At 41.1% G+C, this 25,859-nt stretch carries 19 protein-coding genes and 2 pseudogenes; 8 read left to right on the top strand and 13 right to left on the bottom strand.

Annotated elements, in window-relative coordinates; all coding sequences use genetic code 11:
- The gene (locus ACFFRD_RS04255) at positions 1 to 198 is read left to right on the top strand and encodes a hypothetical protein (protein ID WP_392476527.1); all 198 of its coding nucleotides are present in this window, start codon (positions 1 to 3) and stop codon (positions 196 to 198) included.
- On the opposite strand, the gene ACFFRD_RS04250 is transcribed toward ACFFRD_RS04255, so the two are convergent.
- The 8 genes from ACFFRD_RS04250 to ACFFRD_RS04215 all read right to left on the bottom strand — a co-directional run bounded on the left by ACFFRD_RS04250 (position 193) and on the right by ACFFRD_RS04215 (position 9,975).
- Positions 193 to 693 (bottom strand): transposase, encoded by a 501-nt coding sequence (locus ACFFRD_RS04250; RefSeq protein WP_392476525.1) that lies wholly within the window; start codon positions 691 to 693, stop codon positions 193 to 195. The genes ACFFRD_RS04255 and ACFFRD_RS04250 overlap by 6 nt on opposite strands.
- A 59-nt stretch (positions 694 to 752) precedes the next feature.
- Positions 753 to 1,139 (bottom strand): transposase, encoded by a 387-nt coding sequence (locus ACFFRD_RS04245; RefSeq protein WP_392476523.1) that lies wholly within the window; start codon positions 1,137 to 1,139, stop codon positions 753 to 755.
- Positions 1,140 to 1,206: 67 nt separating this feature from the next.
- The gene (locus tag ACFFRD_RS04240; RefSeq protein ID WP_392476521.1) at positions 1,207 to 5,664 is read right to left on the bottom strand and encodes an NACHT domain-containing protein; all 4,458 of its coding nucleotides are present in this window, start codon (positions 5,662 to 5,664) and stop codon (positions 1,207 to 1,209) included.
- Positions 5,665 to 5,774: 110 nt separating this feature from the next.
- A complete protein-coding gene (locus tag ACFFRD_RS04235; RefSeq protein ID WP_392476518.1) occupies positions 5,775 to 5,978 on the bottom strand; it encodes a hypothetical protein in 204 nt (67 codons plus the stop codon).
- A 51-nt stretch (positions 5,979 to 6,029) separates the two neighbouring features.
- On the bottom strand, positions 6,030 to 7,889 hold the full coding sequence (locus ACFFRD_RS04230; protein ID WP_392476515.1) for a hypothetical protein: 1,860 nt from the start codon (positions 7,887 to 7,889) through the stop codon (positions 6,030 to 6,032).
- Positions 7,890 to 7,974: 85 nt separating this feature from the next.
- Entirely contained in the window at positions 7,975 to 8,883 is a 909-nt protein-coding gene (locus tag ACFFRD_RS04225; RefSeq protein ID WP_392476512.1) for a hypothetical protein, read from the bottom strand.
- Between the two features lie 227 nt (positions 8,884 to 9,110).
- Positions 9,111 to 9,764 carry a helix-turn-helix domain-containing protein gene (locus ACFFRD_RS04220; protein WP_392476510.1) on the bottom strand — a complete coding sequence of 218 codons (654 nt, stop codon included), beginning with the start codon at positions 9,762 to 9,764 and terminating at the stop codon, positions 9,111 to 9,113.
- Entirely contained in the window at positions 9,754 to 9,975 is a 222-nt protein-coding gene (locus ACFFRD_RS04215) for a helix-turn-helix domain-containing protein (RefSeq protein WP_392476509.1), read from the bottom strand. Before ACFFRD_RS04215 ends, ACFFRD_RS04220 begins: the two co-directional genes overlap by 11 nt.
- A 508-nt stretch (positions 9,976 to 10,483) precedes the next feature.
- On the opposite strand from ACFFRD_RS04215, the gene ACFFRD_RS04210 reads away from it, so the two are divergent.
- From ACFFRD_RS04210 to ACFFRD_RS04200, 3 genes and pseudogenes are all read left to right on the top strand, one after another.
- A complete protein-coding gene (locus tag ACFFRD_RS04210; RefSeq protein ID WP_392476769.1) occupies positions 10,484 to 10,834 on the top strand; it encodes a hypothetical protein in 351 nt (116 codons plus the stop codon).
- Positions 10,831 to 12,504: a hypothetical protein gene (locus ACFFRD_RS04205; RefSeq protein WP_392476507.1), complete on the top strand. Its 1,674-nt coding sequence runs from the start codon at positions 10,831 to 10,833 to the stop codon at positions 12,502 to 12,504. The genes ACFFRD_RS04210 and ACFFRD_RS04205 overlap by 4 nt, the downstream gene beginning before the upstream one ends.
- A gap of 181 nt (positions 12,505 to 12,685) precedes the next feature.
- Positions 12,686 to 12,964 (top strand): annotated as a pseudogene (locus ACFFRD_RS04200) (IS5/IS1182 family transposase); the annotation flags it as partial.
- A 167-nt stretch (positions 12,965 to 13,131) separates the two neighbouring features.
- Here ACFFRD_RS04200 and ACFFRD_RS04195 read toward each other — a convergent pair.
- From ACFFRD_RS04195 to ACFFRD_RS04175, 5 genes are all read right to left on the bottom strand, one after another.
- Positions 13,132 to 13,275, bottom strand: a complete 144-nt coding sequence (locus ACFFRD_RS04195) for a hypothetical protein (protein WP_392476505.1) — start codon at positions 13,273 to 13,275, stop codon at positions 13,132 to 13,134.
- Positions 13,265 to 15,901, bottom strand: coding sequence for a hypothetical protein (locus tag ACFFRD_RS04190; RefSeq protein WP_392476504.1), 2,637 nt, complete (start codon positions 15,899 to 15,901; stop codon positions 13,265 to 13,267). Before ACFFRD_RS04190 ends, ACFFRD_RS04195 begins: the two co-directional genes overlap by 11 nt.
- 200 nt (positions 15,902 to 16,101) lie before the next feature.
- A complete protein-coding gene (locus ACFFRD_RS04185; RefSeq protein ID WP_392476502.1) occupies positions 16,102 to 17,376 on the bottom strand; it encodes a hypothetical protein in 1,275 nt (424 codons plus the stop codon).
- A 48-nt stretch (positions 17,377 to 17,424) separates the two neighbouring features.
- Positions 17,425 to 18,774, bottom strand: coding sequence for a CHAT domain-containing protein (locus ACFFRD_RS04180; RefSeq protein WP_392476500.1), 1,350 nt, complete (start codon positions 18,772 to 18,774; stop codon positions 17,425 to 17,427).
- 168 nt (positions 18,775 to 18,942) lie between these two features.
- Positions 18,943 to 19,074: a hypothetical protein gene (locus ACFFRD_RS04175; protein ID WP_392476498.1), complete on the bottom strand. Its 132-nt coding sequence runs from the start codon at positions 19,072 to 19,074 to the stop codon at positions 18,943 to 18,945.
- 682 nt (positions 19,075 to 19,756) lie between these two features.
- Here ACFFRD_RS04175 and ACFFRD_RS04170 point away from each other — a divergent pair.
- The 4 genes and pseudogenes from ACFFRD_RS04170 to ACFFRD_RS04155 form a co-directional block, all read left to right on the top strand.
- Positions 19,757 to 20,137 carry a DUF1304 domain-containing protein gene (locus ACFFRD_RS04170; RefSeq protein ID WP_392476496.1) on the top strand — a complete coding sequence of 127 codons (381 nt, stop codon included), beginning with the start codon at positions 19,757 to 19,759 and terminating at the stop codon, positions 20,135 to 20,137.
- Positions 20,138 to 20,280: 143 nt separating this feature from the next.
- The gene (locus ACFFRD_RS04165) at positions 20,281 to 20,478 is read left to right on the top strand and encodes a hypothetical protein (RefSeq protein ID WP_392476494.1); all 198 of its coding nucleotides are present in this window, start codon (positions 20,281 to 20,283) and stop codon (positions 20,476 to 20,478) included.
- A 26-nt stretch (positions 20,479 to 20,504) separates the two neighbouring features.
- Positions 20,505 to 25,457, top strand: coding sequence for a hypothetical protein (locus ACFFRD_RS04160; RefSeq protein ID WP_392476492.1), 4,953 nt, complete (start codon positions 20,505 to 20,507; stop codon positions 25,455 to 25,457).
- A pseudogene (locus tag ACFFRD_RS04155) lies at positions 25,367 to 25,846 on the top strand (transposase); the annotation flags it as partial. The gene ACFFRD_RS04160 and the pseudogene ACFFRD_RS04155, both read left to right, overlap by 91 nt.
- Between the last annotated feature and the right edge of the window lie 13 nt (positions 25,847 to 25,859).

Here is a 25,859-nt window from a genome sequence, read left to right as displayed (position 1 = left end):
ATGGTGAACCGCCAGCGCAGGATGGTGAAGAAGAAGAAAGCTGGGAATAAATTTGCTACTGTGATTGGCTACGTTCCAATCCATACATACGTGTCAGAATTGGCAGTGAGTGCGATCGCTTTTACCATATCAGTGTCAGGTAAAGGGTGGTGCGATTGCCTAAACATAGCTTGCATACAGCATTTACGGATGTTATGAGGTACAGTAGCAGCAACTTGCAAACCAGTTTCTTAAATGTTTAGGATTTATTAAGTCGAGTGCAACTGAGATTAGTTTGTCAACCATTTCTGTTGTAGTTGGAGTGAAACTACGTAAAAAAGATTTAAGTTGTGACCACCATAATTCAATAGGATTAAAATCGGGAGAGTATGAGGATAAACAAATAACTTTCGCACCTACAGCTTCAATCATTGGCACAATTGAATCTAGTTTATGTGCGGATAAATTATCCATTACTACCACTGCTCCTGACCATAAATTTGGCACTAAAAACTTCTCAACAAACAATTCAAATGCAATGCCGTCCATTGAGTTATTCATTGTCATTAATGCAACTACTTTTTTAATACTAATTGCTCCAATTACTGTAATTTTTGATCCTCTATAAAAGGGATTGAGAGAGTAGGCTCTTGTTCCCATTTGTGAACGGGCATGAGTCCTCGTTAACCCAAGTAGAATACCAGTTTCGTCCAAAAATACTAAATTTTCTGGCTCTATATGTTTGACCTTATCCCAATAATCTAATCTTAAATTTAGGACTCTCTCTGTGCCTGCTTGGGTACTCCGCTTTGTTTTTTTTTCCGATTTAATCCTAATTTCTGTAATGCACGACACATTGCACTTTGACCTACCCAATTGCCAGTCTTGTCTGCGAATAATTCACACAACTCTATCAATGTTGCATCGGGATGTGATTCAACTAATTCTCTCAACTCTTTGTCAGCATTTGTTAGATGACTAAATTGTGGCTTTCCTCGCGGCTTGGATTGTAAATTCCCTTCAACTTTTTGTTGTTTTACAAGCTTTTGAACTAAACTTTTTGAGACGGAAAATATGTTAGCTACTTTTCTGATTGAAATGTTTTTCTGAAGATGTGCTGCAACTATTTTTTCTCGAAGATCGACAGAGTATGACTTCATTGTAAAGTTATTTATATTTTAATTTATTGTACCTCATAACAGACGCAAGTGCTGTATCGTTCCTGATTTATTCTCCATCTTCCACCGCACCTAATGCTTTAAGTGTGCCTTTTTCAGTTTCAGTTAAGCCTTTAACGCCAGTGATGTTCATCCGTTCATAAGGGCGGTCGCTTTTCAGAGTTTTAAAACATTCGCCAGTTTTAATATCCCAAAGCTGAATTTTGCCAGCTACACTACTACTAGCAAGGATTTCTACATTGGGACTTAAAGCAATTGAGTTAACCCCATTGCTTTTCACGTGCAATATTTTTAAGCATTTACCACTATTGATATCCCATAAACGCACTGTTTTGTCTACACTCGCACTAGCGAGAGTTTTGCCATCAGAACTGATCATGACAGAAGTTACCCAGCCTGTATGGCCTTTTAAGATCCAGTAGCATTCACCACTATTTATATTCCACAACCGTACTGTTTGGTCTGCACTACCACTAGCCAAAGTCCAATTATCAGGACTGAAAGCGACTGAGCGTACTCTACCAAGGTGTCCCTGTAGGTTTTTAATACATTCTCCACTACTTATATTCCATAAATGCACTGTTCGATCATCACTGCCACTAGCTAGAGTTTGTCCATCAGGGCTGAAGGCAACTGAGTTTACCCAACTAGTATGCCCATGAAAGGTGTGATGACATTCACCACTATTTATATCCCATAAACGCACTGTTTGGTCACTACTACCACTAGCTAGAGTTTGTCCATCAGCACTAAAGGCAATACAATTAATCCAATCGGTGTGCCCAGAAAAGGTGTGGTAACATTCGCCACTATTTATATTCCATAAACGAATTTTTTGGTCAGCACTACCACCAGCAAGTGTTTGGATATCGGGGCTGAAGCTGATTGATTTTATTCGATTAGTTTGTCCTTCTAATGTGTAATGACATTCATCACTGTTAATCGCCCATAATTGGACTATTTGATCACTGCTAATAGCTAGAATTTGGCAATCAGGACTGAAAGTAATTGAGTTAATTCTACTAGTATGCCCTTGTAAAGTGTAAAAGCATTTACCACTGTTGAGATCCCATAACCTTACTGTTTGGTCTGCACTAGCACTAGTCAAAGTCTGGCAATCAGGACTGAAGGTAATTGAGTTAATTCTACTAGTATGTCCTTTCAAGGTGTGAAGACATTTGGCACTATTTATATCCCACAACCGCACTGTTTGGTCACTACTGCCACTCGCCAGAGTCCGTCCATCAGGACTGAAAATAATTGAGTTAATTCTACTAGTATGTCCTTTCAAGGTGTGAAGACATTTGGCACTATTTATATCCCACAACCGCACTGTTTGGTCACTACTGCCACTCGCCAGAGTCCGGCCATCAGAACTAAATGCGACTGAATTTATCCAATCGATATGCCCTTGTAAGGTATGAAGACATTTACTACTATTGATATCCCATAAACGCACTGTTTTGTCTGCACTCGCACTAACTATAATCTGTCCATCAGGACTGAAGGCAACTGAAGTGACCCAACTAGTGTGCCCTTGCAGAGTTTGAATACATTCACCATTGTTTACATCCCACAACCGCACCGTTTGATCATCACTACCACCAGCAAGCTTTGTACCGTCTGGATTAAAGACAACTAAATTCACCCAACTAGTGTGCCCTTGCAGAGTTTGAACACATTCACCATTATTTAAATCCCATAACCGTACTGTTTTATCTTCACTACAACTAGCAAGCATTTGACCATTTGGACTAAAAACAACTGAATTTACCCAATTAGTATGCCCTTCACAAACCAAAAATTCCTTGCCGCTAGTAGTTTCCCACAAGCGAATCACACCATCATAATCACCTGTAGCCAAAAGTTTGCCATCAGGACTGAATCCTACCGACCGAACACTACCTAAAATTTTAGTGAAAACCGAGTCAGTTAAATTAGCTCCAGCAAAATTGACATCACGCAGACTTGCATTAGAAAAATCAGCCCCTCTAATTACAGTATGGCTAAGATCCGTGGATTCTAATGCCGCTTTATCAACCCGTATTAATAGCGTCGTTGCATTCCCGCCAACATAACCAACTTCTTCTTCAGTTTTGCCTCGTGTAGCTTCAATAATTTTGATTATGGGGTTCTGAGGTAATACCAAAATAGGCGAATAAATATCCAACATTGGAACCAGTAAATCCATTATTGCTTTTGTGACTGGTGCTTTACCAAAAGTCGCCCTCAGCTTATCAAAACACTCACTTCTAAAGTGTCTAAGTGGTGCGATCGCCTCACTACTCCCTTGACGCGAAAAATAACCAGACCAAGTATAATCAACAGGCGTTGCACTGCTATCCAAACCTGACTTTGCTTGAGCTAATTCCGTAAAATCGCTAGCCAACGCCCCCAACTCTGCTGCAAATTTATACGCCACAAAAAACTCTAGCAGCGATCTATGTGCAGGAGTATAGTCACCATCAGCATTGCGAACAAGCATCGTCTGCGCCATCATGTCATAATGCCAGTGGTCTAAATCCTTCTCTTCTTGGACAACAGAACCAAATAAGCGGCGAAGGCGTTCCGGGAAAAGCCGATAATTCAAGCTCATTTGGTCAGTAGATAGCATTTCCCAGGAGAGTTCGCACAAAAAGTACAGTTTTTCTGCTAAAGAAGTAAAAGTACGCTCCGCTTTGATGTCACGTTCCATCTTGCGTCGCACCGCATACAAATAAACCCGTGACATATCCACAGGTTTACCCGCCTCAATATCTGGCAATGCTTCTAAAATTAATTCAGTCATCACAGGACGACGGGCTAAGTCTAATAATTGCGGATTGCCTATTACTTGTTCAACTGTCGCTGCTTCAGCTTGATATGACAACACCTGCCGAATTTGCTCATCGTTGAATTTCTCCAATTCCAAGACTTCAAATTGAGGTGTTTCGCCAGTTAATTTTTTAGTTGATGCTTGCAGTTCTGCATTTAGTAAAGCACGTCCTTCTTTCGCTTCTGGGAAATGCTCAGTACGACAGGTGAGGATGACTTTTGCACCGGGAACTACCACCTTCGCCAGTTCCCAAAAGTTGTTAATCATCTGTTGACGATCTACTTTTGCTGCCATTTCGTCAAAGCCATCGAAAATGAGCAGCAACTTACCCATGCGATTGAGTTGGTCAAAGACTTCGCTGTTAATGCGGATATTGTGTTGGGTAAAAAAGAAACCTGCCAAGACATTCTCAACATTTAGTGCTTTGGCAAAGTCACGCAGGGTAATTACCAAAGGCAGACGGGGACGTTCAACGCCACGTTTTTGGGCATCACGGTAACGTTGTAATGCAGTCCAAGCATAGTGAAAGACAAACCAAGTTTTACCTGTACCAAATTCTCCCAGAATTGAAATATGCTCTTTGGCTGGGTCATCAAGCCAAAGGTCTATATACCCATCAATCCAGCCGTCTTCTTCCTCATAACGACTCATGCCAATCCGCCGCTTGGTAATTGGGTCAATTTCTTCTTTTGTACAAGCAATCGGTACATACTTGGTATCAATTTTTCGGCGTTTGATTTCTGCTTCTAACCAGTCGATATAACCATTAAAGTCAGCATCTAAGTCAATCAGTTCGTCAAATGTAAAACAGTCAAGGTGACGATTTTCTTCTTTCTTGACTTCATCCCGTGCGGCACGGGAAATCCGACGGGTAGTCACCAGCCATCCTTCATCAGTTTTTTGTTCTTCAACTGAGGAACGCAACGCCATAACATCACTCAGTCCCACCTCTCCTGCAACGCCACGTATAAGAATACGGTCATAACTGCGACGTACTGGGATGTGAATTATCCATTCAAAATATTCCTCTGCCCAGATTTCATATTTTTCAAAGTCATAGCCCAAGGTTTCAAACCATCCTCGCATCTGCTGGGCTAGTGCGATCGCTCTACATTGATTTTCAGTTGCAGTTCCTGGTAGTGCGGGATAATTCTCTGCTGCCAACCTTGCTATTTCTGTCCGAATTCCCTCTAGCGTTGGCAATCTTTCCATTTGCTCTTGGATACAAGCAATCCTTTTATGTAGAGAACCAATTTTCTGGTTTAGTAAAACATCAGAGGGTGTGCGAGTGCGTTTAGCAACTTCGATAAATACAGTTGCAAATTCAGCCACTTCTCGCCTGACATCAAGTTCCAAACTACTGATCTCATCACCCAAGGTATAGGTATCTAGAAAAGCATCAACCTCAGAAAGCAGAATTGAGGGGTTATTGTGGCCTAATGCTGTGCGAAAAGCTTGTTTAATTGCTTGTTGTCGGAATAATTCGAGCAATAGCTTAGGTTTGCCAACACCGTACTCTACCAAGGCGTAAGCGTAAACACCACTAAAATCAGCAGGTGGATGCTCTGGATCGAGGTGAAATTGCTGGAGTAACTTAATTACAGTCTCCGAACGCAGAATTTTTTCTTTAATTAAAGGGTTGGCGATGCTAGTAATTGCGTTGAAGACCAGATCCAGGTTAATCAAGCTCATTAAAATACTCCAAAAACACAGAGCTATCTTGCTAACTAAGGGTTAATTACTGTTACAAATAATATACTGCCAAAAACAGTTTTACGAAGAGTTGGCAACGCAGTTAGCTATTACAGTTTAACTTCAGACTCTAGAAGGCTCAAAAGTTTTTCTTCCAACTCAGTTAGATAAGGCCGATTCACCTTCCCCAACGACTGCAACAGACTTTTAACTGTCTCCAAAGAGCGAATCTGAATATATATTGAGCAAGGAAGGCGATTGCTAATCTCCAGAACCTGCTGACACTCCTGGGGTAGGTCGTTGAAAAACTTCATGTGCTGCAACCTAATTGTGTACTCCCCATACCACATACAAAAAGCATTACATCAACCCAATCCCAAATTTCTCATCGCTTTCCACAAATTAGGTCGTCGCTTATGCTGGACTTTCCATTGGGACAACAAACTATCATAATTCTGCGGTGCTAACTCCTTCAAGGCAGACATCCATTGTGCATTTTTCGTATAATCCGAGCTTTGAGACGAGTCCGGTCTGGGTACAAAGTTGTGTAAATTTGCTTGCCAATAAGCCATCACTCTTTCCCACAAATCAGGGGGTGCATATTCTTGGAGATACGTTCTCCTAGAAATATCATCCCGTGTCGATAGTTGGTTTGGTAGAATCACAATCTCATAAAACTTAGGATAGGGGGATTTTCCCTGATACTTTATCTCGGTCAAATCTTTTGTTAACAAATGTAAAATACTATATTCCCCACCCAGTTGTCCTTCATCTTCAGGTAAATTCTCCAACCACTCGATAATTTGTTGCCTAAACCAAGTATGTCCTTTTTCCTCAGTTGTAATACTATCGAGCAACCAATGCAACCACCAAGTATCTAAGGGTTTTTGATTTGTATAAAAATATGAATATCTGTATGGTGTACCACGTTTAATTATTGATTCACGCCAAGATGTAAACAAGGCTTGCTGAGTCTCTTTATTAACTGGTATCTCAGCAAAAGCTTTGAACATACTCGACCAGTCGTAACAACATTCAAAAGTAATATATTGAATTGACAACGCATTCACCCGTTCGATTTCTCCCAATTCTCGAACAGCTTGCTGATAATAGCGAAGTAAAGTTTTTTCCTTTTCCCAATTTCCAGGAGCGTAAGAAAATCCATCCACAGCAACAAATAGCAGCGAGTTTTCCGGTATCCAGGGATTCAAGTCAGGTTTGTTTTTTAATAACGCATCCAAAGTCTCTTGAATCACTGTAAGACTTTCTCTATATTCTTGTTTAGCCAACAAATCCTCGATTACAGGTAAACCATTTTGCCATTCCTGGGAAATAGTCGCCCGGAGATTGTTCAAATATATCTCTGGGGTTGCAAATTGCTGCATCAATTCCATGTAAACTATATGCCAATAAGAAAAAGTATTCTCTAAGTCATGCTTCCACAGAGAAACTTCTCGATTGGCTGTCAATCCGTCAAAAATTAACTTTTTTTCAACATCAGGTAAATTGGAAAAGAAATCGATCACAGCATCATCATCTAAACTGGTGTGGTAAAATTCCTCATCCAATTCCCTAATTCTTTGAGCTAATTTGAACCCATTTTGTCCTTGTGACTGCACCAATAACCATTCCCATTCCAACAAGCTACTTGTTGTCGCTCCTTCCAAATGAATACCATTAGCAATTTCCATCCAGTCGGGTATACCATTAGAGATTTCACTTTCTGCTGACAACAAACTGGCTGCAAAACCATCGTCATTACTAAAGCCATTCTCAAAAGCCGTTTTTACCAATGGCTTCATCTTTTGTGCAACTGCTTCTAAATCTTCAACAAAAGTACAGTCATCAAAATAAGGTTCTTCCCAGCTTGCTTCTTGGACTATATATTTTCCCTCTGACTGTGATGCTTGCCAAATAATCTGATTCCATTCTCCCCATAATTGAGACCAAGTTTGAGCTAATTTTGCCAAAGAAATTGGTTGTGCTTTGCTTGTTTTTACCTGTTCTACTGTTTGAGGTGGAGCGATGATTTGAGTTAAAGTCTCCTGGGTATTCCCTTGCAGTTTAGCAAACACAGTTACTCGCTGTTCGTCGGATAAAATCGCAAATAATTCATCCAGTAGCTGGGAAATTTCCCTTTCTGTAAGTGCTTCAAAGATGCGCGAACCAACAGAGGTTTCTTGTTTAATCTTACTCAAAGAATTGCTCTGGCTCTTTTTTGGCATCTTGGTAAATCCCCTTAGCATTACATAAATAGCCTATTTCAACCGGAAGTAACGAGGAGGACAGTCAAACATTATTTAACAAACGTTAATTTGCAATTTCAGCTTCCAGCAAACTCAACACTTTCTCTTCCAAAGCTGTCAAATAAGAACGGTTCACCTTCCCCAACGACTCCAAAAACCTCTGCACCGATTCCTCCAGCCCACTCGAATACACTCGACTGATGCGATCGCAAATCACCCGCATCTGCTCACACTCGGCAGGCAGGTAATTGTAAGATTTGAGGTGCTGCAACCCAATGGCGTACTCGCCATCCCACATTCTCACAGTGCAACTGAACTCATTTGCTTGGCTGACAATCCCCCAACAGCCACCCTTGCCTCTCAGTTCAGGATTGTCTTTAACAAGGATTTGGCACACTTCGCCGATTTGGTAGGTATTGGGTACTTTTGTACGTTCCATGATGCGTTGCACTGCATCTTTGACAATGCGATGAGATGGTACTTTCCCCTTGGCAGACTCTACAGCTTGCTCCCATGCTTCGGGCTGAATGTCCGGGTCAAGCTTGGACAGTGGCCTGATTTGCCACTCATTAGTCGGCAAAATGTGATCGGAACGATCACATTTTTGCTCTAAGTTATCAAATATTACTGCTGCATCCATTAGAAGATAAGACTGGCGACGATTATGCCCAAAGCGATCGCGGCAATACTCCTCAAAAGTTTTGTGAGTAGAGCGATATAACTTGCGATCCCGTAATTCCATTAATGCCTTCCCCGCCTCAAAAAACGCCCGTTCCACTTTCCTCTCCAAGTGCAGGCGATCGCTTTGCTCCTCTTGGGTCAACTCTGTTACTTCAACAGCGCTAACTGTAATTGTTGCTGTAGCCGGGTTTTCTTCTTGGGAGATATCTTCAAGGTCGTGATCATTTGGCGGTGTGCTATCCCTGGATGTGGCAGAGGTGGCTTTTTTGCGCTTAGAGGATGGTTTAGTCATAATTCCACCTCTTGAACAGTACTTGAAGAGTTAACTTTCAGGCTCTTGTCCTCATTTACCTCTACCCATAACAGCTTCCAACCATACTTGTTTTTCATATTGCGGCACTTCTCTTTCCTCTGTTGCAGCGTGCCGCGACTCTAATTTTTCTTGGTACTCATGCCCTACTCCACTTCAAGAGAGCAACGCTAATGCTACAGGCTTGATTAAATTTAAAGCGATTGCACTCATGCTGCAATCATCCCACTTGCATTTGTACTTTTTGAATTGAGTGTGCTGATTTTGTCTTCTTTGACTTCATCAGCTACTTGAACTACTTTTTGTTCCTTCTCAGAACTTCCACCATCCTTATCAGGTACGCGAACTAGTAAATCGCCAACTTCACACTCCAAAATCTGGCATAACTTGTCTAATGTCTCCAAAGGTATTGATTTGGCTTTGCCATACTCAATTTTCTGAACATTAGCCAACGACATTTCAAGTCTTCTTGCTAGCTCATTCTGCTGCAAGCCTCTCGATTCCCTTAATTGTTTTAGTCTGATTTGAATTCGTGTGCCTTCAGCAATTATGCAAGGTTGTCTTGGAATTAGATTATTAAGCGGAGGTCGAAACCAAGCAATTAAAGCTGCTTCAATTTCTGACAGTAAATTCAGATCAGTTTGTAAGTATGCAATTCTAATCCCAGCAATAGCACCAAGCTCTACTCCTTTACCATGTGCTTGCCATCTTGTTCTAAGATTTATAGCCCTGCCAATATATTGCACTACTCCTTGAGCATCGACAGCAAAGTAGATACAGGGCGTGGTGGGTAACTGCGATCGCTCACAAAGTGGTAGTGAAGGTAAAGCAAGAGGATCTATAGTGGCAGGATTAATCACCATGTTTTAACTCCTGGGCTGGTATCCATTTCAGTAAAATATCTGGTTGTATGTTGTATCGACTACAAATCGCATCCATAACATCTCTACCAAGATACTGAGCGGAATTGTTGTACAGGCTATATGCGGTAGTCCGGCTAATACCAGTTTCTTGCCAGAACTGATAAACGCTTATTCCCCTGCTGTCAACAAATTCTTTAATACGATTTCTCATGGGCATACTCGTACTTTAGATCATAAATACCATTCTATTCCAAATCGATTGTTATTACAAACAAGTTATTATTGCTGAAATTCCTTAGTAATAGATAGCACAAAAATGGTACTGCTTAGAAATCTAAAGCGCTTTTGTATTCCCCTAAATGGAGTTTCACATTCGATGTCTATCTCTGCATACTATGAGGAAAGCACAAAATTTGTTTACGCACTAAGTTTTTTGGCTCAATGGATAAAGTTGCTGATTAGCAGTATCTAAGCGTATGCTGTTATACAAGTAATTTGCCAGTTAACCGTTGCTCATGACCAAACTTGACCGAATACTAGTAGCCTAACTTCCTGAACAGTATGAGATTGTTAAATCTGTCCTCAATGATCGTATTAGATCGATTAAACATCAAGCCAACCAAAATTGGCGATGAGTCCTACATCAGTGGTAAGCAATTAAAACTACTCGACCAGTTAGATATTGCATAAAAGTGAGTGGTAGTATGGCAGAGTTAGATATATCCAGTTCGTCAGCACCCTACCGTGGGAGAGTACAAGCTCAAGGGGGGGATATTTCTCAAAATGGTGGCTACAGCTACCCTTGGGCAAAACAAAGCCCTGTTACAGAGCAAGAGGGCTTATTATTTCTTGATAAAATTCAAGCAGAATGCAGTAAGGAGCAACAAAAAGAACGAAAACAAGCCTTTTCTAAGGCTAAACGTTTTGTGAAAACTGCGAGTGAGCAAGGTGGTGTTGGGCCTGAATCACAGCCACACTCATTCCAAGATCCTAAGCGTAAAGTCCCTAATTCTCGTGTTGACATTGAGATTGCAATGGGGCGCACTTTTGTACCAAAAGAAACAGAATGACAACTATCCTTGTAGAAGTACAAAAATTTTTAGACTCTGATAATATCGATAGAGCAAGAGAAGAAGTGGCAAAAACTTTCAGCAACCTAAAAGCTGTGAATGCCAGTATTCGAGATTTTGCCGCACTACTTGCTCTGGGATCGCAGAAGGCTCTAGAAATAGGCTTGGGAGTATTAGGGCGTGAACTTCTTAAGAAAGATTTGGAAGTCAAAATTGAAGTGATTTGGTTACTTCTCGCAGCAATATTATCTCGACAGAGCATTACGCCTGATAGTCCATCAAGAATCAGTATTCTTGGACTTATATCTTGTGTGAAGGATTGGGAATCACCTATTTTTACGCTACTAACTCCTGCACTAGATTATTTTTTTAAGGTTAGCCTTTCTCAAGGAAGTCATCTTATTGCCGAACAAACTCTAGATTTCATCGCCACTTATGGAGACAGTTATGCAAAAGCTCCTCGAACAAAAAAGCAACTTAAAGAGCTTGAATATTCTACTGAGTTGGTGCTGAATCAAGTAGATGACTTGGAGCTAAAAGAAGAATGGGCTGAAGGAATAAAAATATTTTTTCAAACAGCTAAAAAAGCTCGTCAGGATAAATACTCTGATGAACGTATATGGTCAGCTGGTAGTAATTTACTAAAAGAAATTTATACTACTCAAGTCTTAAATTCTGATACAGAATCAAGTGATTATCATAAAGTAAAAGAGAATATATACCGATTAATTACTTCATCTCTTGCTGCATTTGGAACAATTCTTAGTGGTGATGGCTTATCAGTCGCAGTTCATATTGACAACCCTCAAGAGGAAAAACCTTGGTCAGTTATTGCTAGTGTAATTGATAAGTTAGAGCGATTATTTCAAGAAATTGCAGATATGACTTTTACTAATATGTCTAAATTGCCTACGTTTATACCTGCACAGGCAATGCCGGGATCGTGGACAATTATTCTTCATATAAGCCTTAATTCTAATCAATCAACTTCCCTTGCAACACAAATAAAATATCTTTCTTTAACAGAAGACAATGGAGAAAGTAAAAGCAAATTATCTTTGTTTAATAGTTGGAAAGATTGTATAGAAAAACTAAAAAAAGATGATATTCGAGTAAATTTAGCTATTTCTACCGATGCTCCAGAGTTTCACATTGTTAAATCCATTTCTACAAGAGATATTCCCAATATTGAAAAGCCTCCCCAGCCTAGTATTAGGGTTCTGTCTCATGATGTTCCACAGGCTAACAACCTTGAACGAGTTATATATTTCGCATCACTACTAGTTCAATATCCATCTTCTCTATCAATTGTGCGAGAAAAGTTTTTAGAGACAAAGGGAACTGTTAGTAGAGATTTCTTTTATTATCAAACAGCAGTAAAAGTTCTTGGGCTTGCAGATGAACGTGTGCAACTAACTCCCGCCTGTTCTGTACTTAATCGCTTGCCTTCAAGAGAAGGAAAAATGAGGTTTCTGGCTTATCAATTTATATCATCAAATATTGGATCAGCATGGTTTAGTTGGGAAAATGCAAATGATATTTCTGAAATTAAGCCTGGAAATGCAGAGCAGTTTTTGAATGAAGTGTGTCCATCACTTTCAAAAACCACAGCTAAACGACGTGCTAAAACATTAGAATCTTGGCTCAATATATTCATCGAAAACTGGTAAGAAGTGAAAGTTAAATAATCATTACTGTATTAATACCTGCAACTTTAATAAAAGCTAGAGCGGTAAAACTTGCTAGAGTAGATTTTTGATAATTGAAATAGACGTAAATAGGTAAACCAAAATTTTCAATAATAACGAATTTACTAAAGTGCCGATCGAGTAAAAGTAGTTGACAAAAGATACAATGGATAGAAGATGGCAGCTAGTTTTAGATTGTCTTGATTGTGAAAAAGCCCCATTCAGCAAAGGAACGCTAGTAAAATTCCGTGCCCTTTTAATATCATATTCTTTTGATAGACGGTTAATTGAAAAGACAGTTGAAATGGCTAAAGTTCGTGGAGGCTATAATTCAACTTCATTAAGAATAGCCCTAGATTCAAGTCCATTATGGGGAGCAGCAAGAGTTGAAGATACCTATAATTTATTAGGTCATGCGTTGAGAAAAGCGTTATCAATAATAGCTGAAAGCAATCAAGATAGTTTAGAAAATGTGGCATTGGGTATTAAATCTGTAGCTCCTACTCCGCATAGCTTAGAGCTTTTCTTAGTGCCATTCGGCAACAATATCTTTGCGGGTTTGAGTCAGGTAAGCAGCGATCGCACTTTTCCCCACTCCCGGTTCCCCAGTCAAAATGAAGAACCGCTGGTCTGCTGAAGCCAGTAGTTTATGTCAGTGAGGATATGCGATCGACCTGTGAAGCTTTCTGTCAGTTGTTGGAGGTTGGGGAAGGCGATCGCTTCTAATTGAGTTGAGATAGTTTCAGATATCATCCAATTTCACCGCTTCTATAATCCCTGGAACCGAAGAGGCAAGCGCAGCTTTTACTGTAGCTTTGTAAGAATCATCTTGAATTGCTTCAGTAATATTAAAAAATTGCTGCTTAATGCTTTCTGTCAGGTTCTCTGGCAAGTGTGCAGCTATAGAGATTAGTGCTTGGACACGGTAATATTCATTTTGAATAGCTTGAACCGCTTCCATAGCTATAGGTAGAACTTCCGGGAATTTATTAGCAATTGCCAGCAAAGCTTGAACACGGTAATATTCATCCTGAATAGCTTGAACTGCTTCCATAGCTATAGGTAGAACTTCCGGGAGTTTATCAGCGATTGCTAGCAAAGCTTGAACACGGTAATATTCATCCTGAATAGCTTGAACTGCTTCCATAGCTATAGGTAGAACTTCCGGGAGTTTATCAGCAATTGCCAGCAAAGCTTGAACACGGTAATATTCATCCTGAAAAGCTTGAGCCGTCGATAGGGCTTGAGGCAACAGATATGAGGGGAATTTATTAACTAGGTTTGTTAGGATCTCCGCACGAGAAGATTCAAACTCAATCTGTTGAACCGCATATATAGCCATTTCCATAGCTAGGGATAACAGTTCTTGGGGAAGTTTGTCAGCCATTGCTATTAAAGCTTTGGCACGATAAGACTCGTATGAAATAGTTTGAACTGTCTCCATAGCTAGGGGTAACAGTTCTGGGGTAAGTTTATCTGCTATTGCAGTTAGGGCTTGTGCACGGTCATAATCGTTCTGAATAGCTTGAACTGCTTTCAAGGCTAGGGGAAGTAATTCAGGTAATTTGTCCGCTAATGCGGTTAGAGCTTTAGCACGAGGGAGTGCATCTTGGATCGCTAGAGCCACCTCCAAAGCTTTTGGCAGCAGGTCTGGAGGAAATTTGTCTACTAGAGCTGTTAATAGCCGTATTCTGTTGTGATCATTTGTAGATCCAATGGCAATGTTTAAAGCTTCTGGCAAGAGACTATTTGGATAACGAGAAGCTAACTTGATTATTAATTCAACTTGGTAATCAAATGCATCAATAGATGTGAGAGCCCTAAACTCTTCCAAAGATAAATCTTTGGAAGAGCTTTGAATGAGCAGATCGACATCATCTAAGAAACTTCCTGTCTCACCAATTTGCTTTTTAGCGTTAAACCAAGCATTTTGACCATCATATGTCTGTTGAGATAGCAAGCACAAAAGGTCATCCCAGCGAGTAATTTTCACCAGATGCCTGATTAAGTGACGTAAACCATATCTATCAATTTTTTGCACATCCAATTCTTTCCATGCCTTCGTGCTTATCTGATAAAAGTGAACAACTAACTCATTAAATCCTTTTTCATCGACCCATGAATCTCGATTGCGTTTTTTATCAAGAAGATACTCACGTAAAGCCTCATGGTACAGTCTATAAATCTCTTCTCCTTTCTCATTTCTTTTAGTGTTTAGATATTGAAGTAAAGTCCCTAAATATCTTCCTAGCCTATCAGGACGGATGCGTAAATCTCTGTCAATTGAAAGAAAGTCTGATAATTGATCCTCAGTAATCGGCTCCTGTACTATACTCAGCAGACCAAGCATAGGTTGGTAATATTTGTCCCATTCCTCTTGATTTTGCTTGAGTCGTAGCAGAAAACCTTGATGGATTTCATCAAGACTTTTTAGTGCATCTGATAAATTGCCTAATGAGAGTTTATTGTCTCTGATTTCATCACAAATCTGTTTCGCAACCAAGAAAATACCATCAACAATTTGGCTCAAACGGTTAATAATATCCTCAGATTTCTGATTAGCAGTATCTAGTTGCTCCTTTATCCCTTCATTTTTAATTCGATTAGTGATGTACTGATGAATATCATCTTTATTACTTTGTGAATCTTTTATCAAAGAATATATAAATGGTTTCAGTGGTTCTAAACGACCCAGAACTAAACGAGTTGGCCTAGTTGTACAAATAAACCTTACCTGTTTCGGCAAGTCTTGCAGTTCGGAGATAAGATTGAGAATATTTTTTTCGCCACTATATGCTAAAGCTTCATCTAGACTATCTACAAGAACAATAATTTTTTGATTAAATGAAGTACGGTAGAGGGTATGCAACGGTTCTAAAACTGCCAGACTAAATGCTTCTTGTGCTGACACTCCTGTAAGGTTGAGATTCTCAATGACGATACCCTGAATGGTACTGTTTTGGGATTTTGCTATCTGTTGGTTGATATCAATATTAAAAATCTTTTGACCAGAGTTAATCAGGACATTAGCATACTCTTTATAGCGACTAGTCAGTTGTCGTGCTATTTTATCTGCAAAACTTCTGGAATCGAAGGATGATCCATCAAGAGCGGAGCAGAAATGCACTGCACTCAGAAATCCAGTGTGTAAATTTGGATGAAGAGATTCTTCGTTTTGAGAGAGTTGAGCAAGACGAGCAGCAATAGACGTTTTGCCACTTCCTGGTTCTCCAGTCAATAAGAAGTAACGTGAAGCATCAGGGTCAGATAACCATTCATGAATTGCTCGAAATACCCACTCTCGTCCAGTGAAGTTGAGAGTGCGATCGGCAATATAGTGTGAGAAGTCGATTCCTAATTTGGGGTTGAGAAATGGCATGATTGGTTTCAGTTAGAAAGTTTCGTATTAGTCAGGCAAGACAAGAGGCGATCACACTTTTCCCCACCCCCAGTTCTTCCGTCAAAATGACGAATCGTTCCTCAGACTCCTTCAACCAGCGATCAAGAGCATAGGTTTTTAAGAGAAAGTTTGATCTCAAACAGGCGGGTTTTCAATAGTCTATTTTTTACAGATCTTTCTCAACCAGGGGTTGTATTACTAGTAGGAAGTAGCACTATTCCCAGTGCTTTTTCAACTGTCTCGCGTACACCTACAACACGATCAGGAATTCTGAAGCTGAAATGCTCATTCAGCACAATTTGACCATTTTTAATATGGTCATTACCTAAATACAAAATATAGCAAGTTATGCCTGTAGTTACGGCAGCTATGATAACTGTGCCTTGGGGTGTCTTTAATGCAGGAATTTTCTTTATGAAAGCCAAGACTATCAGTAGCTGTTCTACTTGCTTTGCCTTAGCTTGATGGCGCTTTGCTAAAGAATCTACAACTTCAGTTGCCTGATTTATTTGAGTAATATCAGCTTGAGTAGATTCTAACAAGCCTTGCAACTCAGTTTGAATTACAGCAGTTTTATAAATTTGAGGTACTAATTTTCCAAACAAGCCTTCCTCAGAACCATCCTGCTTTAGCTCATCCAACCATCCCCCAACTTGCTTACGTCCTTCTGCTTCAATCTCCTGTCCCAAAATTGCTCGTACCCAATTGTATGCCTGTCCTAAAAGTCGGATAGCAGTTTTCACAAGACGCAGAATAAAGCTACCTGCTCCTTCCACCATTTGATCTATTAGTTGAGCTGCATCTTTGCTAACAAAGGCAAGTCCCTGTCGCATTGCAGCAGCATCCATTAGCAAAAGGTCGTTGATAGCTCGCCAAGCAACCCTGCTAGTATCTTTACAAATAGCCCTAAGGCTAGATTCAACGGTACGTTGCAGCGTAGTTTTCGCCCCAGTCAAGTCAGAGGGTAGTCCTGAGCGTTTACTATCATCTGATGAGAATAGCGGTACTCCAGCTTCTATTGGAGTCTCCACAATGATTGCAGAATTCTCAATGGATGCCTGTACACGAGGATTTATCTTCACTCCCCGCGATGGCTCATCTGAACCTACAGGGATTTTACCTCTCTTAATATCTCGTTTCGCATCCTCAGCAGATTCTAAAAGAGCTTGAGCAGTTTCTAGCTCTGCGATCGCTTGTGCCAGAAGTTTCATTTCAGCAGCTTCTTGTTGAGATGTAGAGGCTGTTTCGTCAGACAAATAGGTAGTGGTTGATTCCCCAAGTTGCTGCGAAGTTTCAGCCAATGCTTCGGCTCTTTCGACTAAAGTTTGTAAAGGAACGGCAGAACCTGAGCGCATTTCTTCTCCAATACCAACATTTTCTGGAGCTAGAAACAGATTGCGGATTTGGGAACTGTAAGAATTAGAAAGTTCTTGATATGTAGTTGAGCTTTGCATAAGTACTTATCTCTAGTAGTTTAGTGAATCAGACATTATCAATTCGCATCACTGTAAGACATTATCAATTCGCATCACTGTAACGTTAGCGTTCTCGACAATATCCGCTTTAAACAAAGCATCAGCTACACTTGCTTGTGTGATCTGACCAACTGACATGACTGTAAATACACCACCACGAATGGTTTTAACATCAGCCTTAGCAATAAGCTTCAGTCCATTAGCGGTTTCCGATGGTAGCTGTCCTTCTACTGGAAGAATCAGAATACTATCTCTTGAGCGCATATATACAACAGGAACACCCCACTCCAAATTGTCCTCATCCTTTGACGCATCAAGCATGGCTCTTCGAGCTACTGCAACAGCCTCGTCAATCGAAAGGCCATTGACTAAGGAGGTGTAAAACCACTTGCTAAATGCAATAGCAGCACCATCTTTCACCTCATATTGCATAGCCACCACAACAGGAATCCCCATTTTGATCAGGGCTGGTGCTACACCTGTCCATGCTGAAACACCATCTCTTCGCCCCGTTCTACAAGCACCTAAAATTGCAACTCGAACACCTGCCGCAGATAATTCTCTGGCTAAGGCATCAGCTGGTAAAAGTTTAGAAGCCTTAGTTTCCAAGTTTTCGAGTAGAACTATACTGCCTACTCCTTTCCCTTCGTCAAACTCAATAAAATCTCCATGTCCTGCAAAGTGAAATATGTCCGGCTTTTTCTTCTGGAGAACTGAACGCAAGCTCTCAAATGTTGAGTTTTCTGATGCTTCCCAATCAAGTTTGACACTCTTTCCTTCAAATTCCTGTAAAGCTTCCTCAATCCCTTTTTTTTCTTTTTCTAACTTGAGTGGACGATACTTCTGGTCTTGCACGTTAGCAAATGCCATCACCAAACCCAGTTGATTTGGTGTCTTAGCTTGCAGAGAAGGATACTCTCCTTCTAAACTTTCATGACGAACCAGAGAAACCTTGGGATTCAATACTAAAAAGTTGTTTCGATCCTCACCATCATCCTGAGAAGTTTGCAAGGAGAGATAGCTATACTCCCAGGGAATCTGCGCCAACTTATGCCCACGAATCCAAAGACGTAACCTGACACCATCATCTGAACCAGCTTTGCTAATCGCTTGCTGAAAAAGTTCGCGTACTTTGCCCACAGGTAATAATCGGTCTGCAAGCTTTTTGCCTAAGCCAATCAAATCTCCTAAATTAATCTTTTTGTCTTCTAAATCTTTGAGGTCATAATGAAATTCATCAAAGTCATACGAAACTGAGGTCGGTTCACGAGTTCCTTCTATTTCAGAAGATGGGAGGACTGCTACCTCAAATTTGTTCGTGTCTGCATTGAGTCTTTGTAATTGAAGGTTAAAGTCAACATATTTTTTATCAGTCATGTACTTCTTTTCTTTTTGCGTTATGAAATTTTTATCCACATTACATTAATAGTGCTTTGTTTATTTTTAGTATCAAACTTTATTTTTTAGGTGCAACACCAAAAAACTTGTCTGATTTTTCCTCTAGAGCTTGTCACAAAATAATCCGAAATATCTGTATTCTCATTTTCATATTGAAGAGTTTGAATTTCCATCAATATCTCGTGTAGTTGGATGTCCTGATACTACCCACACTTCTTTGCCATTTTCCTGAGGAACACTACCTGTAATCCCAGGCAGAATAACGACAATATCACGCATTTGTACTTTTGCCATTGTTTTTAGCCCCCTTCAAGCTTTTTAATATGTGTTCGGTTATTAACTTGCGCTTTAGTAGCGGCTTGATGTCGGGGACAGCAGCCAACTTATGTGATTTAGCGGTATGCGATCGCTAGAGTTTTTTTGTGTAAATCACCACCTGTGAATTAATGTATAGTATAGAATATCATAATAAAAAGATAGTAATTTTACTGTTGCTTAATATTTTGCTTAACACCACAGTAAATACACTTAAATAATCCAGGAAAATTTCAGAAAACTGCTCGTCATTGACAGGATATATTAACTATTGATACATCTTTGATAATTTTTTGCTATATCTATATCTCTATGTTAGTAAGTAATTTGTTAGATTAAATTCTAAGCTTATATCTTATACTAATTATAAATAAATATAATTTTATCATAATATCATAAGCGTATAAACACTTATAATTTTCTCTAAAACTGAAGCTATATTAGCAGATCCTCTTTTTAAAAAACTGCCAGTTGGAATCAATAACATTCGTAGAAACCAAAAAATATTTAAAGAAAATAGATAGTGTGGAGAATACAATTCTGATTGTTGATACTAAAATTTATGAAAAACGCTTTAAAAAACTTGTGTTGAGATTTACATATCGAAGTAAAAATAAAATTGTAAGAAGTAAGGAGACATTTCAAAATGCTAACTTCGGCTATTATTAGTATTATACTTGTTGCGGCTATACACATTGCTATCTCAATAGTGGAAATATTTCTTTGGCAGAATCCATCAGTTTACCAAAGGCTTGATTTCACTGCCGAGATAGCTACTAAAGTTGCTCCAATTGCACAAAATGCAGGTCTTTATAACAGCTTTATTGCGGCTGGCTTAATTTGGGGAGCTTTTGCTAAAAGCAATTCTTTGGGAATCCGTATCTTTTTTCTGGTGTGTGTCATAATTGCTGGTGTTTTTGGTGCATTGACCTTACGATGGACAACTCTTGTACTTCAAACACTTCCTGCATTTATTGCATTGACTCTTGTCTGGTTAGCACACTCTCAGTTGAAATTCCAAGGTTAATAAATGGCTGTAAATACCTGACCCATTGAAGACCAACCTGTTTGTAACCAAACTTTCTCCTAGAAAGCGTATGCTGCTTCAGGGATGCTATGAGGGCAATCGCCCTTTCTAAAATAACCACAACCATCATGTAGCCAAAAACGATGACTGAAACTGTTGCAACCCAATTAAAAGCGATCACCTTTGAGCGTGATATTGAACGACTCACTGAAGGCTTTACAGGTCGGGAGTGGATTTTCAAGGAAATTGACCGATGGTTGCAACAGAGCAATGAACGGTTCTTCATTCTAACTGGGGAGCCAGGAGTAGGGAAAAGTGCGATCGTCAGTTTGAAGTTTTAATTACAAACATTACGGAATCTCAAGCCATGCCTGTTCAGTCTTCAACCCAGAATGATTTGTTCAACCTAGATTTGATTTGCTCCTATGTGGATAAGGAACTGAATCCTCGCTTTGTCGAACGTGACTGGCTGAAGCGACAGGTTGAAGCTAGATTGGCTGATCCAGATTGTCGGTTTGTGTTGCTGACTGCCGAACCTGGAGCAGGTAAATCTGCGTTCATGGCGTGGTTGGCAAATCAGCATCCCGATTGGTGCCGCTATTTTATCCGTCGCGATCAGCGCACTCCTCTAGGTGATGTGGGAAGTTACTCTTTCTTGTTGCAGGTGGGGTTTCAACTAGCAGCGATTTATCCTGATTTGTTTAAGCAAGAACAAATTAAGATCGTGGTAGAGCAGCGCATTGGCACAGCGACTAACAGTGAGATTGTGGGTGCTGAGATTAGCAAGATGTTTGCATCTCCCTTTTATGAGAAGGTCATTCAGATTCAGCAGCAGGTAACGCACAGTAAAGAGACCAACGTTACAGGAGTTCGCATTGGCGAGTTTTATACCACTGAGCGTGATTTACCGGTAGAAAACCTTCAGTTCATGGCTTTATTTGACCCAGCCAAAGCCATGCTGAAGCAAGTGCAAGAGGCAGTGGATCATCCACAGAGGCAGATCGTGGTGCTGGTAGATGCCTTGGATGAATTGCGTTATCAAGACAGCGAACTGTCATTACTCAAATGGCTGACAAACTGCCCAGAATTGCCTGCCAATCTGCGGTTTGTGTTGACCTGCCGTCCCGACGATGACTTACTCAGAGCGTTTCGAGGAAGTCAGCAGGGTAGGATTCAGGAAATATCAATCGCGGAGGAGGACCCAGATGTAGAGAAGGATTTGACTCTCTATACCCGTTTTCTGATTGAAACGCCAGAAGTGAATCAAACTTTGGTCGAAATGCATCAGGACTCAGATGCGTTTACCCGTCAGGCAGTTACAAAGGCAAACGGCAACTTTGGCTATCTAGGGGCGCTCGGTCGTGCAGTGGATGAGGCAATTCGACAGCAGTACCCGGATCTGCTTAAAGCAGCGCTAGATTTGTCCCAATTGCCAAATGATTTACAAGATCTATATGCCTTCTTCCTTACGAAAATTAAGGAGGCTGTTGATGAACAAGCGATTAGAGTAACTGATCCTCAGACCGGGAAGAAGTACTTGTTGGAGGTTTGGTCAGAGATCTACCAACCAATCTTAGGTATCCTCTCCGTTGCTCGTGAACCACTCACGATAGAGCAAATTCAGAGGTTCGGTGATATTCCTGGAGATTGGCAACATCTTGTAGCAGCAGTTGACCGTCTTCGCCAATTTCTAGATAAGCTGGAGAATCGTTACCGTTTGTATCACAGTACCTTGCCAGAGTTTTTCACTTCGCCCGAAACACAAACGATCTATGACTATTGTTATGTAGATTCAATTGCCCAGAATGGATGTATCGTTAACTATTTTCGAGCAGGAGCACGGTCTTGGGAAGAAGTTGATCTCAGCAGAATTGTAGAAGACGGCTATGGAGGAAACCACCTGGCTCAACATTTGGTGAAGGGCGATCGGGTAGCGGAACTCCATACACTGTTGAGCCTAGAGAAAGATGGCAAGAATGCCTGGTTTAAGGTGAAGGATGAAGTAGGAGACACGGCTGGTTTTTTGGCAGATGTCACTTTGGCATGGGAGTTGGCAGAGCAAAACTGGACAGAAGCAATGTTGCCGCAGGTGATAGAAAAGCAGTGTCTCTATGCTCTAATACTTTCTTCGTTAAACTCCCTATCGGATATTCCGACTGAGTTGTTAGAAGGATTGGTTAAAGTTGGGTTGCCCTATGGCTGGAGTCCAGAGAAAGGTTTAGCCTATGCGCGACGAATTCCAGATCTAGCTAAACGAGCAAAAAATTTAGAAATCTTGATCGAGTATCTGCCAGAGGAGCAGCAAGCAAAAATTTGGCGCGAAGTGCTAAGTGCCGCCCAAGCCATTCAGTATGGACCCTCTCGTGCTGATGTTCTGATTGCATTAGCGGCAAATTTTCCACAGGAATTATACAAAGAAGCCCTCAGTGCGGCACAAGCCAGTCAGCATGAGTCCTCTCGTGCTGATGTTCTGACTGCATTAGCGGCAAACTTTCCAGAAGCATACGAAGAAGCCCTCAGTGCGGCACAAGCCATTCAGTCTGAATCGTCTCGTGCTAAGGCTCTAATTGCATTAGCGGCAAACTTACCCCAGGAATTATATAAAGAAGCCCTCAGTGCGGCACAAGCCATTCAGTCTGAATCGTCTCGTGCTAAGACTCTAATTGCATTAGCGGCAAACTTACCCCAAGAATTATACAAAGAAGCCCTCAGCGCGGCACAAGCGATTCAGTATGAATACGATCGTGCTAAGGCTCTAATTGCATTAGCGGCACACTTTCCAGAAGCATACGAAGAAGCCCTCAGTGCTGCACAAGCGATTCAGTATGAATACGATCGTGCTGAGGCTCTAATTGCATTAGCGGCACACTTACCCCAGGAATTATACAAAGAAGCCCTCAGTGCCGCACAAGCTATTCAGTCTGAATCCGATCGTGTTAAGGCTCTAATTGCATTAGCGGCACACTTTCCAGGAGCATACAAAGAAGCCCTCAGTGCGGCACAAGCCATTCAGTCTGTATACAATCGTGCTGATGCTCTAATTGCATTAGCGACACACTTTCCAGAAGCATACAAAGAAGCCCTCAGTGCTGCACAAGCCATGCAGTCTGAACCCTATCGTGCTAAGGCTCTAATTGCATTAGCGGCACACTTACCCCAGGAATTATACAAAGAAGCCCTCAGTACCGCACAAGCCATTCAGCACGAATCCTATCGTACTGATGTTCTGACTGCATTAGCAGCAAACTTTCCAGAAGCATACGAAGAAGCCCTCAGTGCTGCACAAGCCATTCAGGATGAATACTATCGTGCTGGCGTTCTGACTGCATTAGCGGCACACTTTCCAGAAGCATACGAAGAAGCCCTCAGTGCTGCACAAGCCATTCAGGATGAATACTATCGTGCTGAGGCTCTAATTGCATTAGCGGCACACTTACCCCAGGAATTATACAAAGAAGCCCTCAGTGCTGCACAAGCCATTCAGTCTGAATACTATCGTGCTAGCGTTCTGACTGCATTAGCAGCACACTTACCAGAGGAATTATACAAAGAAGTCCTCAGTGCCGCACAAGCCATTCAGTCTGAATCCTCTCATGCTGATGCTTTGATTACATTAGCGGCAAACTTTCCAGAAGCATACAAAGAAGCCCTCAGTGCCACACAAGCCATTCAGGATGAATCCTATCGTACTAGCGTTCTGACTGCATTAGCGGCACACTTACCAGAGGAATTATACAAAGAAGCCCTCAGTACCGCACAAGCTATTCAGTCTGAATCCGATCGTGCTGATGCTTTGATTACATTAGCGGCACACTTACCAGAGGAATTATACAAAGAAGCCCTCAGTACCGCACAAGCCATTCAGAATGAATCCTCTCGTGCTTATGCTTTGATTGCGTTAGCGGCACACTTACCAGAGGAATTATACAAAGAAGCCCTCAGTGCCGCACAAGCCATTCAGGATGAACACTTTCGTAGTGAGACTCTGAGTGCATTAGCGGCACACTTACCAGAGGAATTATACAAAGAAGCCCTCAGTGTCGCACAAGCCATTCAGGATGAATCCTATCGTACTAGCGTTCTGACTGCATTAGCGGCACACTTACCCCAGGGATTATACAAAGAAGCCCTCAGTGTCGCACAAGCCATTCAGTCTAACTATCGTGCTTATGCTTTGATTGCATTAGCGGCAAACTTTCCAAAAGCATACAAAGAAGCCCTCAGTGCCGCACAAGCCATTCAGGATGAATCCTCTCGTGCTTATGCTTTGATTGCATTAGCGGCACATTTTCCAGAAGCATACAAAGAAGCCCTCAGTGCTGCACAAACCATTCAGTATGAACCCTTTCGTGCTCAGGTTCTGAGTGCGTTAGCAGCACACTTACCCCAGGAATTATACAAAGAAGCCCTTAGTGCTGTACAAGCCATTCAGTCTGACTACCGTGCTGAGACTCTGAGTGCATTAGCGGCACACTTTCCAGAAGCATACAAAGAAGCCCTCAGTGCTGCACAAGCCATTCACGATGAATCCTATCGTGCTCAGGTTCTGATTCCGTTAGCGGCACACTTACCTCAAGAATTATACAAAGAAGCCCTCAGTGCTGCACAAGCCAGTCAGGATGGACGTTTTCGTGCTAGGGTTCTGAGTGCGTTAGCAGCACATTTACCCCAAGAATTATACAAAGAAGCCCTCAGTGTCTCACAAGCCATTCACGATGAATTCTATCGTGCTGATGCTCTAATTGCATTAGCGACACACTTTCCAGAAGCATACAAAGAAGCCCTCAGTACTGCACAAGCCGTTCAGTCTGAATCCGATCGTGCTAGGACTCTGAGTGCATTAGCGGCACACTTTCCAGAAGCATACAAAGAAGCCCTCAGTGCTGCACAAGCCATTCAGTCTGAATCCGATCGTGCTAGGACTCTGAGTGCATTAGCGGCACACTTTCCAGAAGCATACAAAGAAGCCCTCAGTGCTGCACAAGCCATTCAGTCTGAATCCGATCGTGCTAGGACTCTGAGTGCATTAGCGGCACACTTTCCAGAAGCATACAAAGAAGCCCTCAGTGCTGCACAAGCCATTCAGTCTGAATCCGATCGTGCTCAGGCTTTAAACAACCTTATTCCTCAGTCTGCAACATTTCCAATTTCCCAACAATTTACTATCTGGCAAGAAATTCTCTCCCAAGGATTGCAACGCAAGCGTCCAGAATTCCTATCCGATCTGGCTACCAAACTCGTGAATCTTGGAGCCGTAGCCGTCGTGTTGTTTCTAAATCTGAATATGGAGCAAAAGGAACTAATATTCGTTTTGTTGTGACTTCCTTGACTAGTAAAAAAGTACCTCCTGCTCAACTTTACACACAAAAATACTGTAAACGTGGGGAGGTGGAAAATCGGTTTAAGGAGCAACAATTAGAACTTTTTAGTGATCGGACTAGCACTCATACATTTGTGGGAAATCAGTTACGTTTATGGTTCTCTTCTATAGCTTACGTTTTGATGAATGCTTTGCGCCAAAAATGTTTAACTAAAACCGAATTGCAAAATGCTCAAGTTGGGACTATTCGCACCAAGTTATTGAAGCTAGGAGCTTTGATTACTGTAAGCACACGTCGCATTTTAATTGCGATTACTAGTTCAAGTCCTTTCAAACATATTTTTGCTGCTGCTTCTAAACGTTTAAAAATGCTCCCTAATACCGCTTAGTTTAAAGTTAAGT

Origin of the sequence: Nostoc sp. C110, from assembly GCF_043099725.1 — a bacterium.
Lineage (GTDB): Bacteria > Cyanobacteriota > Cyanobacteriia > Cyanobacteriales > Nostocaceae > Nostoc > Nostoc muscorum_A.
Note: the sequence above shows the minus strand (reverse complement) of the source record. Positions and strands in the feature narration are given on the sequence as shown.